Source organism: Halomonas qinghailakensis (genome assembly GCF_025820815.1).
Taxonomy (GTDB): Bacteria; Pseudomonadota; Gammaproteobacteria; order Pseudomonadales; family Halomonadaceae; genus Vreelandella; species Vreelandella qaidamensis.
The window spans coordinates 2,063,982-2,076,653 of the sequence record NZ_CP096973.1 but is presented as its reverse complement, the minus strand read 5'-3'; the positions used below and the strand labels follow the sequence as shown (position 1 = coordinate 2,076,653).

Here is a 12,672-nt window from a genome sequence, read left to right as displayed (position 1 = left end):
CACTTTTTGTGCAACTAATTGTCTTACGAGATGGCTTTACGTGGCGGGCTAATATGCCCAGCCGCCGGTAACCAATTGTAATATGATATGAAAAATATTTTTCATATTAACATGGCATGAAATATGGATTTCTTTTGGTGTTACGCCGTTATCTCCGACACCTATAAAGGATATTCCCATGCCGACACTTCGCTACTCTTCTCGTTTTACCTTAAAGCAGTTGGTGACAGCCACTGCGCTGGCAGCACTTGCAAATGCCCCTTTGGCCGCTGCCAATCCTATCGAGATCCAAATTAATAACACATTACCCACCGGCTCGTTCGCTCATACCTTCCTGGAAGAGTTCAGTGAGCGCTTGGAAGACGAGGCTCCAGGGCGCTTCAATGTTCGTTTGTTTATGGGCGGCACTCTGGGCACTGAGGAAGATGTTCTGCAAGGGCTTGGTATGGGAACCCACCATGCTTCATTAGCAGCGTCAGCCGTTACACAGTTCAATGCCCGCACCTCGATCTTCGACCTGCCCTATCTTTTCGAGAACCGCGAAGATGTGGCTCTCTTTATTGATAGCGAAGCCGGCAACATGCTGCGTGAGGGCTTCGATGGCACCGGCATGCGCTTACTGGCAATGTGGGACAACGGCTTCCGCGTCATCACCAACAAACAGCGGCCAATTATTACCCCCGAGGATCTCGACGGTCTGCGCATTCGCACCCCCAACAGCCGTCAGCGTGTGGCAATGTTCAATGCGCTTGGTGCTAATGCCACGCCACTCGCCTTTGGCGAAGTGTACTCCGCACTTGATCAGGGGGTTATTGATGGGCAAGAGAACCCCGCTCACGTGGCCATGTCATCTCGGCTCTATGAAGTGCAAGAGTACCTATCGGTTTCCAATCATATCTATTTACCGACCTTCCTTGTCTTCGGCGAACCCTTCCTTAACCGTCTTGCCGACGAAGATCTTGAGGTGCTCGAACGAGTGGCCACTGAGATGACATCCTGGACTTTCGCCTGGGGCGATGAAGCCGATGCGTCCGTATTAGCTGAACTGGAACAGTACCTTGAGATCAACGACGTCGATTTTGCTGCCTTCCAAGAAGCCGCCCTGCCGCTTTATGAGGACCCGGTATTCGTTGATGCCATCGGTCAGGACATGATCGATGCCACGTTGACTACCATGCGCAACCGCTGAGGACGCCATCATGACACCGTCCATTTTTACGCTTATCGAACAGTGGGTGCTACGGTTGCTGGATGCGCTAGTGATCCTGCTGGCAGGTGTGTTGCTAGTACTGCTCAACTACGCCGTGTTCGCACGCTTCGTGCTCAACTCGTCGGTGTCATGGGGTGAAGAACTGCCAGCCAATGTACTGGCAGTGCTTACGTTCATTGGCGCTGCTTATCTAACAAAAATCAATGAACATCTCGGTTTTGACAGCGTACTGCGGCTGATGCCAATGCTCTGGCAGCGCATTGTGCTAAGTATTAACCACGCTTTCATGCTGGCCTTCGCGGTGGTTGTTTTCTACTACGGCTCATTGGCAAGCCAGGGCTTTCATGGGCGTTCGTTGATCTCCATCGACCTGCCTTTGGCGCTTTTCCGCTGGGCGATGCCAGTGGGCTTTGCGCTGATCGCCATCATCTCGGCCTGGCGGTTAATCGGCCTCATCAACGGCAGAGTCCATCCCACTGACCTGTACCCGGAGACCGACTGATGCCTATGGATCCCGCCTATCTCATTTTGACGAACCCGGAGACCGACTGATGCCTATGGATCCCGCCTATCTCATTTTGACGATGCTGGTCATCTTTCTCTTCACCGGCATGCCGATCGCTTTTGTGTTGGGTGTGGCCGCGATGATCATGATCATGCTCGACCCCAACGTAATGCCACAGATTATGGGGATGGTTCCGTTCGGCGGGGCCAACAACTATCTGTTGGTGGCAGCGCTACTGTTTATGATTGCAGGGGAAGTGATGAACCAAGGGCGTATCGCGGAACGCCTCATCAATTTTGCAGGTTCGTTGGTGGGCCATATTCGCGGTGGCCTGGCCCACGTCAATATACTGACGTCGCTGTTCTTCTCCGAGATTTCCGGCACCGCCACCTCAGATGCGGCGGCAATCGGCTCGGTAATGATTCCGCAGATGAAGAAGCGTGGCTACGACGTTGCATTTGCCGCAGCGGTTACCGCTACCTCGGCGACCATGGCGATCATCGTTCCGCCGAGCCTTAATCTGATCCTCTATGCTTACGTCTCTGATACCTCTATTGCTCAGCTCTTCGCGGCGGGGATTATTCCAGGGTTCGTGGTTTGCTTTGCACTGATGTTAACGGCTTACTTTATCTCGGTGCGCAAAGGCTACCCTATCGAAGGCAAATTCGATATTAAGAACGTGCTCAGCACCGGCCGTGAAGCCATTATTCCCATCACCCTGCCGATCCTTATTCTTGGTGGCATATTAGGCGGCATTTTTACGCCCACCGAGGCGGGTGCCGTAGCGGCACTATGGGCGATCATTCTGGCCACGCTCTATTACCGCTCGTTAACTTTCCGCTCGCTGCTCGATACCCTGCGGGTAGCGGGCAAGCGCAGCGCCATGCTGATGTTCATTGTCGCCACGTCGACGCTGCTTGGCTGGTACATGACTAACCAGGGAATCCCCCAAGAAATTGCCGAAGGAATTCTCGGCATCTCTGATAACTACTGGGTTGTGTTACTGGCGATTAATGTCTTCTTCTTGCTGGCAGGCACTATCGTTCACGGTACCCCGGCCATCCTTATGCTGGTGCCCATCTTCCTACCGCTGGCCGACCAACTAGGTATCGACCGCGTTCACTTTGGCCTAATCGTCACGATTAACCTGGGTATCGGCCAACAGACACCGCCGGTGGCCTCAGTGGTACTGGTGACCTGCTCGATTGCACGTATCAGTATCGGCGCGATCATTCCAGCCTTGATGTGGTTCCTCGCTGCCATGCTCGTGGTGCTTGCGCTGATCAACGTGTTTCCAGCGCTCTCGCTATGGCTGCCATCAGTCATTCTTTAAACGGATAAGGATAGCTCTATGCGACTTCTGGTCATCAACCCGAACTCGTCGACCAGCGTGACGCAACATATCGCTGCGGCAGCTCGTATGGCTGCCTACGCGAATGATGAAATACTCGCCGTCGAGGCTAGCGGTGCGCCGCCTCTCATCGTCAGTGAGGCGGATGCTCGGCTCGCTGAGCAGGCAGTAGTCAACACAGTGCGCAGCATAGAGTCGCCTCTGGATGGCGTTATTGTTGCGTCGTTCGGTGACACTGGCGCAGATGCCCTGCGGGCCTTTCTGCCCTGCCCAGTGGTGGGCATTGGGCACGCATCACTATTAACTGCCGCCGCATTGGGCGGGCCCTTTGCGATCGTCTCCTTCGCCCCGGCGGTAGTACCTTCAATGCAAGCGATGGTGGAACATTACCAAATGCAGCATTTACTCAGCGGTATTCACGTTATCAACACACCGCTACCTGATGACCCCGGCGAGATCCAGGCCACCACAGCCGATGCGCTGCAGGCTCTTTGCCAGCAGGTGGCTCAGCAAGGGAGCTGCCGCAGCATTATTCTTGCAGGGGGGCCGTTAGCAGGGCTGGCGCTGCGTATTGCTCCCGCGCTGCCGCTACCCATCATTGATGCGACCATGGCGGCTATGCAGCTGCAACGTTCGCTGCAGCTCTTTGGTGGAAGGGCTGACAAATAGCGCGACAGCACATGCTATTTATATTCCATTCGCCTGCGCTGTATTGTCGCAATATTCTTCTCTATCGGTACGTTTAAGCGCCTTAGCAAGTTATGATGAGCACGCCTTATTCTCTATGCAGATATCCTTATGCTAAAGCGCTTTCTCCCTCTGGTGATTCTCATTCTTGGCATTGCCAGCTTTATGGCGTTGCGTTACACACGCCCTGAGCCAGCTCCCGTGGAGGCTCAAGAGCGCCGCTGGCCCGTTGAGGCGTTGACCGTTTCTCTTGGTGAACATGTACCACTGCTTTCGCTGTTCGGGGAAGTGGTCGCGCCGGACATGGTCACCCTAGTAGCGCCGGTTCAAGCGCGGGTGGCTCAGCGGCCGGTAAGCGACGGCCAGCGGGTAGCCCAGGGTGAGCTGCTCGTAGCACTGGATGAAGACGACCTATCATCGCCGCTGCGCCAAGCCGAGGCTGAACTTGCTGACCTTCAGGCTCAGCTGGAAAACGAGCGCATCCGCCATGAGAATAACCGCCAGGTATTAGCCCAAGAGCGCACTCTTCTTGCCAGCGCTAACCGCCAATTGGAACGCAATCGTTCGCTGGAAGGACGTAACCTGACGTCTCAAACAGACGTCGATACGGCCCGCGACGCCGTCGCTCGTGCCCAGCTGAATGTGTCAGCGCGGGAAAGCGCTATTGCCGAATATCCTTCTCGGCTAGCCAGTTTGGAAGCCCGCCTGGCCAGGGTTCAGGTGCAAGCGGCCGATGCGCGGCGCAATCTGGAGCGTGGCCGTGTTCACGCGCCCTTCGCTGGCAGCGTGACGCGGGTGCAAGTCGCTGAAGGCGACGATGTGGCCCCGCGCGCCGCCTTGCTATCGCTTTATCCGTTAGATGGCCTGGAACTACGCGCCCGAATTCCCCAACCGTATCACGCGGAACTTGAAGCGCACCTGCCAAGCGGTGTACCACTTGAAGCCACCGCCACGAATGGCAGCCAGCGCTTCGTACTAGAGCGCTTAGCGGGGGAAAGCGACCCAACTGGCACCGAAGCCATTCTCTCAGTGCAGGGCCAACACCATGGGTTGCGCCCAGGGGCCATGGTGGCCGTTCAGCTTCGCCGTCCTGGGGTGAAAAATGCCTTTGCCGTGCCCTACTCTGCCTTGCACGGGGCTGATCTACTTTATCGCATTAATCACGATAACCGCCTGGAGCGTCAGCGCGTCGAACGGTTGGGGGAAGTAGCCCAGCAAGACGGAGAGCGTTGGCTATTAGTGCGCGCTGAAACGTTGGAAGCAGGCGACCGCATCATGTCGACCCACCTGCCCAACGCTGTTCACGGGCTGCCGGTAGAGGTCATCCAACCCTTGGCTGGCGCTGAGGCCAACCCATGACCCAGCGCGGCGATTTTATCGGCTTTTTTGTTCGCCACAAGGTGGCGGCCAACCTAGTCATGCTGGTGATGCTACTGGGCGGTGCGCTAGGTATTGCGCGCATGAATATCCAGTTTTTCCCCACCTTCGCGCTCGATGTAGTTAACGTGCGCGTGATGTGGAGCGGTGCGTCTGCCGAGGACATTGAACAGGGCATTACCAACCCGCTTGAACAGCGGCTACGCAGCCTAGATGGCTTGAAGCGCATGACCTCCACCTCGGCCCAGGGCATTGCCAATATCACCTTGGAACTGGAAGAAGGCAGCGACCCGGTACTAGCGCTAGATGATATTCGCCAGCAAGTCGATAGTTTTACGAACCTTCCTGCCAGCGCTGACCCGCCGGAGATCTCTCGCCAAGCGCGTTACGAACCCGTCGCGCGCCTGTTGGTGTATGGCGATCTTGCCCCCCATGAACTGCGCCAGCTAACCCATCGTTTTGAAGACTCGCTGCTAATGGCAGGGATTGATCGTATTCAGCTCAACGGGCTTCCTGCTCAACAAATTAGTATCGAAGTGCCTACCGAACGCCTGCAAGCGCTCGGATTATCGCTTGGGGAAGTGGCCGCCCAGGTGCAGGGCATGTCTCGAGACTTACCGGCGGGCTTATTGGGGCAACAAGACAGCACCCGGGAACTGCGCTCGCTTGAACAACACCGTGATGCGCTTGCCTTCGAGGACATGCCGGTTCTCAGTAATGACCGCCTGCAGCTGCGCCTGGGTGACATCGCGTTCATTCATCAGGAAGCAAGAGATGGGGAAGTCGAACTGACTTACCGTGGCCAGCCCGCCGTTGAGATGATTTTGCAGCGCGCGGAAAGCGGCGACTCGCTTCAAGCCGCACAGCACTTGGAGCGCTGGCTGGCAGCAACGCGCCCCACCCTGCCGCCTAGTGTCGAGTTAGCGGTTTACGATGAGTCCTGGCAACTGATCGACGAGCGTATTTCATTGCTGCTGGGCAACGGCCTAACCGGTCTGCTGCTGGTGGTGATTCTGCTCTATTTCTTTCTTCCTGCCCGGGTAGCACTGTGGGTCGCCATCGGCATTCCTACCGCGTTTCTCGCTTCTTTAGGGGTTTTCTGGGGCATTGGCGGCTCGATTAACATGATGTCGCTGTTTGCTCTCATTATGGCACTGGGGGTGATTGTCGATGATGCGATTGTGGTGGGCGAAGACGCAGACGCCCACCATCGCATGGGCGAAGACCCCAAACTGGCCTCTGCCGGCGCAGCCCGCCGCATGCTATGGCCAGTAGTCGCCTCGTCACTCACCACGGTGGCGGCTTTCATGCCGCTATTAATGGTCGGTGGGGTGATTGGTAATATCCTCGGCGATATTCCCATTATTATGATCTGCGTGCTCATCGCCTCGCTGTTGGAATGTTTTGTGGTGCTGCCTGCACACCTGCGCAATGCGTTTATACCCGCTAACAAGGCCAAGCGTCCTGCCCGTGGTATTGAGCGGCTGCGCCAAGGGTTTGAAGCGCGTTTTGATCAGTTCCGCGAAGGCCGCTTCCGGCGCTTTTCCCAACGCTCGCTACGCTACCGTGGCGTTACGCTAACCACCGCGCTGGCCATCACGCTGGTCACTGCCGGGCTGCTGGCCGGTGGCCGCATAGGCTTCAACTTCTTTCCTTCGCCGGAATCCAGCATTGTGTATGCCAACGCCAGTTTTGTGGCGGGCACCCACCGTGGCCAAGTGGCGGATTTTGTCGATCACCTGCAGGCCACCTTGCAAGAAACCGATGACGCCATGGGCGGCGGCTTAGTGCGCACAGCGGTTGCCCATTACGGCAGCACCCAGGCGGGCGGCGCACCGGCACGCACCGGCGATGGCGTTGGTTCAGTGATGGTCGAGCTGACCTCGCCTGATGCCCGCGACGTCCGCAATGTGGAATTTATTCGCGCCTGGCGCGAACGCATACAAACACCGGCCGGGTTAGATAATCTGAATATCACCGAACGTGCCGCTGGCCCACCGGGCAAGGATGTCAATATCCGTCTGACCGGTGAAGACGCCGAGGGCCTGCGCCATGCCGCCGATATTCTCGGCGAGGCCATGGCTGGATTGCCCGGCGTACTCAGCACGGAAAATGATATGCCCTGGGGGCGCGAGCAGCTGATCTACCGCGTTAACGCCTATGGCCAAGCGCTCGGCCTGACCACTGACGACCTGGGTAGCCAGCTACGTACTGCTTTTGATGGCCAGATTGTGCAGATACATCAATCCGGAGCCGATGAAATCGAAGTGCGCGTTCAACTGCCCAGGCACCAACGCGAGCGCTTATCTACCCTTTCCAGCCTAGCGGTGACGCTAGCGGATGGGCGTCAGGTGCCGCTCTCTCAAGTGATGGATTTATCCCACCGCCAAGGGTTCGAAACCTTACGCCATGCTGAAGGTCAGCTGGCCGTTGAAGTGACCGCTGAGATTGACAGTCAAACCACGTCAGCAGAACAGGTGCTAGAAAGCCTCTCCGCCGAACTACTGCCTCGTTTAGAGCGTGAATACTTTCTGACCACCAGTTTTGAGGGGCGTGCTGCTGACCAGCGTGAAACCATGGCGGATATGCGCACGGGCTTGATGATTGGCTTGGGCTTGATGTACGGCGTTTTAACCTGGGTATTTGCGTCCTGGACCCTGCCACTGATCGTGATGGCAATTATCCCCTTTTCCCTGGTAGGTGCCCTGCTGGGGCACTGGGCGTTGGGGATCAACCTGACGATTTTGTCGCTCTTCGGCCTGTTTGGGCTATCCGGCATCGTGGTTAATAACGCCATTATTCTGGTCAGCTTCTATCGCCAACAGCGCGATAAAGGCTTAGGCATTAACGACGCGCTCAATGAAGCCGTTGTACAACGAATCAGGGCCGTGCTGCTCACATCACTGACAACGATTGGCGGCCTGTTGCCGCTACTGTTTGAAACATCGCTGCAGGCCCAATTCTTGATCCCTATGGCCACTTCTATCGCGTTCGGTCTGGGTGGCTCTACGCTGCTGGTGCTGTTTATTATCCCTGCGCTGCTTTCGTGGGTGGAGCACGGCCGCCAACGGTGGGCAACGTCGCGTTAAAAGTTAGCGTGGTTTATCGACTGAAATCTGACCAAAATCATAAAAACAGAATATACTAATACTTAAAAAGAATATAAAGATCTATACTTTGCTGACAGCCACGTCGTTATGGAGACGTGGCTATGAACACATTGCTATGAACCTATTTCTTTAGGAGAGATCCGTGCATAAAGATTGGCAAAAAACGACCCAAGACCTCTCAGCGCTTATGCAGGATATTGGCAAAAATATTCCTGACGTTGCCAAAGGCTTCACCCAAATGGCAAAGGGAGCTAACAAAGACGGCGCGCTTTCTCATAAGCACAAAGAGTTAATGGCGTTAGCGATAGGCATTAGCGTACGCTGCGACGGGTGCATTGCTTTTCATTCCAAGGCTGCCGCTGAATTAGGCGCAACTCGAGAAGAAGTAATGGAAATGCTTGGTGTGTGTATGTATATGGGCGGCGGCCCTGCATTTACCTATGCCGCTCAGGCGCTTGAGGCCTTCGATAGTTTCTCAAAAACAGACTAAAAAAGAGGATGTGAAGAGGGTGGTAGATAGGTTATTAGTTATTCATTAATACGGCGGCGCAGCGCATTCAGTTCCTGGGTGTGCTCTTCAAGCTCACGGCGCTCTTCTGCTAATTTTTCACGCCGTTTCTGAATGTCATCTTCATCACCCTCTTTAAGCGCCTGCTCAAGAGCTAACTCGCGCTCACGCACTTCTTGCTGACTTTCCTGGATGTCTTCTTCAAGCTCCGCAAGGACTTGCTCATTCGTACAATTCTCTTCAATAGCGTGCAAGGCACGCTGTAAACCTCGAACACGGTGGTGATTATCGTGTGCTTGGGCGTGTTCAAGCTGTTGACGTAAGCCCCGCATTTTATCCTCGCACAACCGATCTGCTGCGTGCGCTCTTTCTGATATATACGCTACCGGCAGCAATAAAAGACCACCCGTGACCGCTAAACTTAAACTCCTTAACCATAATTTTTTCATGACTCACTCCTAATGCGCTGTAGGTGCTTTCGGTATAGAAAAGGCAGAGGTTATAGGCAAGGATATTAAACACAGGCAAGCTATCGAAAGACCAATAAACTCATTTATTATCAAATTTTTAGGTTGACCAGCCAAACCAATAACGCAAAATTATTCACCGCTCACTAATCAAGTGAGCGATGAATGAAAAATCAGGCGCGCTCTTCTATCACCCAACCTACCACGGCGTCGTTACCAAATTCAGCCTTCCACTCTTTAATCACTTTATGGTTACCACCACGCGTTTCAACGACTTCCCCTGTGTGTGGATTTTTATATACTTTTAAAGGGCGCTGTTTGCGACCGTCGGTACTGCTTATTTTGGAACCTTTAACTGATGAGGAGCGATATGAAGGGTCAAGCATTTCACATACATCGCGAGCTAACTTGCCATGCTCTGTCATGAGTGCTTGTAATTTTTCCTTGAATTCCAGCTCTTTCTTCAACTCACTATTATTTTCAAGTGCTTGCAGCTCTTCCTGTAGCTGCTTTAACATCTGCTCTTTTTTGATGTAATCGCTCAATACGGATGCCATGTTTCAATCTCCATAATCTTTTGATTTTACTGCCATAATCTGATGGCCCGATAGAACATGCCAAAGGGTGGCTTCCACATGTCAAGAGCGCTACGTCAGCATGGCAAACATGCTTATAAATAGGCTTAGCCTATTTGACCATTATATACTGCGTTATTTGCCAGTGTAGGCAATCTGAACATATTTTTAGCATTATTTACATTTAATAACGAATTACTAAGTAGTTATTATACCCAACAGTATCATGACGCCAGGAATCCAACCTGTAAAAACAGCGCAAAACAGCGTGTAAATAGCGACTGATCGCTGTATTTTCTTCGCTAATGCTAATAAGCAAAAAAAGCTGAACCACAAAGCAGACCATGCAAACCAGCTAAGTGTATTCCACAGCTCAAAGTTAAGGCCGATGTCTTCAATAGAGTTGATCCCCACAAATGCAGCTGTAATACTTACAAAAAAGCAGAACCACCCAAGCCCTATTCCATCTGCTTTTAAAAACTGGTTGGCACCCACCCAAAGGTAAGTAAACGCAAAGAGCAGCGTAAATGCCCCAGCGCTGATAGCGGCAGAATTATTAGGCTCTCTAAAAATCAGATAGATAGCAATGAAAAAGCTCAACACACCAACCAATATATTGATAACTGACACTTCTTTATCACCTACTTTTCCTAGCAGCCATATGCCGTTCACAAACAGCACAGCACCGACATATAGCAGTGTAAGCCCTAAAATCATTTCAACCATTCCTGTCTTTATTTTTTTGAGTGTTCTGGCGCTTTCGATATTTCTTTTTTCTACTTCACTACTCCATTGTGCGTTTAATAAAAATCAATAGCCCTCCTCTTCGTCTAGATCAGCTCGTTTAGCTTCCAAAAGCACAGTCACAGCGAACACTCTTGTCGACATCAAAGCCCATCTACTTTTATTTTTATTCTTACAAAGCACGCCGCGTTTTCTTAACACAGTAGACATAACCCAACAGCGCACCATGCTGGCTAAGAAGAACCGCAGTGGCACCCAAAAACCCTATTTTAAAGCCGAAGGAGTATAGCAGGGGGATCACACCTAGCCATTGAAATTAGGGTTATAACCTCATAAGAATTCGCAACGAAATGCAACTCTCACTACCTTGGCAATACTGAATAATTCACTAACAATGACGCAGGCCAAAGCATAAAAAAACGTGATACGATAATCTTCTATAACAGCTATATTTTCTGTCGTTTTTACGACAACTTCATCATAAAGGGAAACAACGTTCACCATGTCGTCAGCTACAGACTGCGTCGCTACGCTTATTGATGACTTCCAGAAGCGTCGGCCAATTCGCGCCGGTTCACTGATCATTACCGTCTATGGCGACTCTATCGTTCCCCGGGGCGGCACTGTGTGGTTGGGCAGTCTGTCAAAACTGGTGGAGCCCATCGGTATCAATGAACGATTGGTACGCACCTCTGTTTACCGGCTAACCCATGAAACTTGGCTACGCGGTGAAAAGGTAGGGCGTCGCAGCTACTATCGGTTAAGTGGCCCTGGGCGGCGGCGTTTTGAACAGGCCTTTAAGCGTGTCTATCACGGTGTTCAACCCCCTTGGTCTGGCCAGTGGACGCTGGCATTGCTAACACAATTGCCTGCAGACCGACGCCAGCAGATTCGTGATGAACTGGAATGGCTAGGCTTTGGTAGTTTTGCCCAAGGCGTGCTGGCACACCCCACGCTGTCATGCGCGGAAACGACGGCGGCCTTGCAAGAGCTTGATGCGGCAGATGATACAATTGTGATGCAAACACAGGCCATGGAGCCCATGACCAGTAAACCACTGCGCCTACAGGTAAGAGAAAGCTGGAACCTCGACGAACTCGCCGAGCTGTATCAGCGGTTTCTGGTTAAGTTTCGCCCATTGTGGAATGCGCTCAACGCAGAAAATCATTTGGGTCAGGAGGAGTGCTTTATTGCCCGCACTCTGCTGATTCATGAGTATCGCAAGGTTCAGTTGCGTGATCCCCTGCTACCTGACGAACTACTCCCTACCGCATGGGAAGGTCGCTACGCCCATCAGCTCTGCCGTAACCTCTATCGGTTGCTCTACGAACGCGCTGAGCGCTGGTTAGACAGGCACCTAGAAACTGCCGAAGGCCCATTACCAGCCCCCGGCCCTAGCTTCTACCAGCGCTTTGGCGGGTTGGAGTAAGCGCTAGCGAGAGCGCTCTATCAGTCGTCACATCATCAGTCGTCACATCGTATACCGTTCATGATGGTGACGACTGATCCCAGACTTACAGCTTATATAAGCTCTATTTCTTATCTAAGGTCTGCTGCTTGGGCTGGGTGTCACCGGCTAACAACGTTGGGCGGTCTGCATCTATTTCTGCCAGCGGTTCACAAGGCTCCAAGCTGTCTCGGCAACGGGTCACTAAGCGCTGGTACTCTTGGGTGCCCTGCTGCTTCCAAGCAAACTCTTCGTCGCTCAGGGGGCGCTTCACTTTTGCTGGCGCTCCCATCACTAACGACTGTGGCTCACACTCAAACCCCGCCTTAACGAACGCTGCTGCCGCAACAATAGAGCGCTCCGCTATGTGCGCACCGTCCATCACCACGGCGTTCATACCCACCATGGCATCACGCCCAATTACACAGCCATGCAAAACCGCACCGTGGCCGATATGGCCATCTTTTTCCACTTTAGTGACGCAGCCAGGAAAGCCGTGCATGACACAGGTATCTTGAAGGTTTGCACCCTCTTCCAGCACTAGGCGTCCGAAGTCACCGCGCATCACCGCGCCGGGGCCAACGTAACAATTGGGGCCAACAATCACATCCCCAATCAATACTGCGGTTGGGTGGACATAAGCCGTCGGATGCACCACCGGTGTCACCCCTTCAAGTCGATAGTAAGGCAT

At 53.3% G+C, this 12,672-nt stretch carries 12 protein-coding genes; 8 read left to right on the top strand and 4 right to left on the bottom strand.

What is annotated here, in order from left to right; translation table 11 throughout:
* Nucleotides 1-178: 178 nt before the first annotated feature.
* The 7 genes from M0220_RS09775 (at nucleotide 179) to M0220_RS09745 (ending at nucleotide 8,730) form a co-directional block, all read left to right on the top strand.
* Nucleotides 179-1,189, top strand: a complete 1,011-nt coding sequence (locus tag M0220_RS09775; RefSeq protein ID WP_264017504.1) for a TRAP transporter substrate-binding protein — start codon at nucleotides 179-181, stop codon at nucleotides 1,187-1,189.
* Between the two features lie 10 nt (nucleotides 1,190-1,199).
* Nucleotides 1,200-1,712 (top strand): TRAP transporter small permease, encoded by a 513-nt coding sequence (locus M0220_RS09770; protein WP_030070873.1) that lies wholly within the window; start codon nucleotides 1,200-1,202, stop codon nucleotides 1,710-1,712.
* Nucleotides 1,713-1,761: 49 nt separating this feature from the next.
* Complete coding sequence (locus M0220_RS09765) at nucleotides 1,762-3,048, top strand: TRAP transporter large permease (protein WP_264017503.1); 1,287 nt, start codon at nucleotides 1,762-1,764, stop codon at nucleotides 3,046-3,048.
* Between the two features lie 18 nt (nucleotides 3,049-3,066).
* Nucleotides 3,067-3,735: an aspartate/glutamate racemase family protein gene (locus M0220_RS09760; protein WP_264017502.1), complete on the top strand. Its 669-nt coding sequence runs from the start codon at nucleotides 3,067-3,069 to the stop codon at nucleotides 3,733-3,735.
* A gap of 129 nt (nucleotides 3,736-3,864) precedes the next feature.
* The gene (locus M0220_RS09755; protein WP_030070879.1) at nucleotides 3,865-5,112 is read left to right on the top strand and encodes an efflux RND transporter periplasmic adaptor subunit; all 1,248 of its coding nucleotides are present in this window, start codon (nucleotides 3,865-3,867) and stop codon (nucleotides 5,110-5,112) included.
* On the top strand, nucleotides 5,109-8,219 hold the full coding sequence (locus M0220_RS09750; protein ID WP_264017501.1) for an efflux RND transporter permease subunit: 3,111 nt from the start codon (nucleotides 5,109-5,111) through the stop codon (nucleotides 8,217-8,219). Before M0220_RS09755 ends, M0220_RS09750 begins: the two co-directional genes overlap by 4 nt.
* A 163-nt stretch (nucleotides 8,220-8,382) precedes the next feature.
* Entirely contained in the window at nucleotides 8,383-8,730 is a 348-nt protein-coding gene (locus M0220_RS09745) for a carboxymuconolactone decarboxylase family protein (protein ID WP_030070883.1), read from the top strand.
* A 38-nt stretch (nucleotides 8,731-8,768) separates the two neighbouring features.
* Here M0220_RS09745 and M0220_RS09740 read toward each other — a convergent pair whose 3' ends face one another.
* The 3 genes from M0220_RS09740 to M0220_RS09730 all read right to left on the bottom strand — a co-directional run bounded on the left by M0220_RS09740 (nucleotide 8,769) and on the right by M0220_RS09730 (nucleotide 10,516).
* The gene (locus M0220_RS09740) at nucleotides 8,769-9,197 is read right to left on the bottom strand and encodes a DUF1090 domain-containing protein (protein WP_030070885.1); all 429 of its coding nucleotides are present in this window, start codon (nucleotides 9,195-9,197) and stop codon (nucleotides 8,769-8,771) included.
* 191 nt (nucleotides 9,198-9,388) lie between these two features.
* Nucleotides 9,389-9,772 carry a histone-like nucleoid-structuring protein, MvaT/MvaU family gene (locus M0220_RS09735; protein ID WP_264017499.1) on the bottom strand — a complete coding sequence of 128 codons (384 nt, stop codon included), beginning with the start codon at nucleotides 9,770-9,772 and terminating at the stop codon, nucleotides 9,389-9,391.
* A 216-nt stretch (nucleotides 9,773-9,988) separates the two neighbouring features.
* Nucleotides 9,989-10,516, bottom strand: a complete 528-nt coding sequence (locus M0220_RS09730) for an AmiS/UreI family transporter (RefSeq protein WP_232222347.1) — start codon at nucleotides 10,514-10,516, stop codon at nucleotides 9,989-9,991.
* Nucleotides 10,517-11,036: 520 nt separating this feature from the next.
* Between M0220_RS09730 and paaX the strand changes: the two genes are divergently transcribed.
* Nucleotides 11,037-11,963, top strand: a complete 927-nt coding sequence (paaX, locus tag M0220_RS09725) for a phenylacetic acid degradation operon negative regulatory protein PaaX (RefSeq protein ID WP_030070891.1) — start codon at nucleotides 11,037-11,039, stop codon at nucleotides 11,961-11,963.
* A 103-nt stretch (nucleotides 11,964-12,066) separates the two neighbouring features.
* Here the strand turns inward: paaX and paaY are convergent, their stop codons facing one another.
* Nucleotides 12,067-12,672 (bottom strand): phenylacetic acid degradation protein PaaY, encoded by a 606-nt coding sequence (gene paaY / locus M0220_RS09720; protein ID WP_030070893.1) that lies wholly within the window; start codon nucleotides 12,670-12,672, stop codon nucleotides 12,067-12,069.

What these genes read in the sequence shown, in the direction of transcription:
- M0220_RS09775 (WP_264017504.1), top strand. Translation starts at nt 179, where the DNA reads ATGCCGACACTTCGCTACTCTTCTCGTTTTACCTTAAAGCAGTTGGTG.
- M0220_RS09755 (WP_030070879.1), top strand. Translation starts at nt 3,865, where the DNA reads ATGCTAAAGCGCTTTCTCCCTCTGGTGATTCTCATTCTTGGCATTGCC.
- M0220_RS09740 (WP_030070885.1), bottom strand. Translation starts at nt 9,197, where the DNA reads ATGAAAAAATTATGGTTAAGGAGTTTAAGTTTAGCGGTCACGGGTGGT.
- paaX (WP_030070891.1), top strand. Translation starts at nt 11,037, where the DNA reads ATGTCGTCAGCTACAGACTGCGTCGCTACGCTTATTGATGACTTCCAG.
- M0220_RS09730 (WP_232222347.1), bottom strand. Translation starts at nt 10,516, where the DNA reads ATGGTTGAAATGATTTTAGGGCTTACACTGCTATATGTCGGTGCTGTG.
- paaY (WP_030070893.1), bottom strand. Translation starts at nt 12,672, where the DNA reads ATGCCTTACTATCGACTTGAAGGGGTGACACCGGTGGTGCATCCGACG.
- M0220_RS09760 (WP_264017502.1), top strand. Translation starts at nt 3,067, where the DNA reads ATGCGACTTCTGGTCATCAACCCGAACTCGTCGACCAGCGTGACGCAA.
- M0220_RS09750 (WP_264017501.1), top strand. Translation starts at nt 5,109, where the DNA reads ATGACCCAGCGCGGCGATTTTATCGGCTTTTTTGTTCGCCACAAGGTG.
- M0220_RS09770 (WP_030070873.1), top strand. Translation starts at nt 1,200, where the DNA reads ATGACACCGTCCATTTTTACGCTTATCGAACAGTGGGTGCTACGGTTG.
- M0220_RS09735 (WP_264017499.1), bottom strand. Translation starts at nt 9,772, where the DNA reads ATGGCATCCGTATTGAGCGATTACATCAAAAAAGAGCAGATGTTAAAG.
- M0220_RS09765 (WP_264017503.1), top strand. Translation starts at nt 1,762, where the DNA reads ATGCCTATGGATCCCGCCTATCTCATTTTGACGATGCTGGTCATCTTT.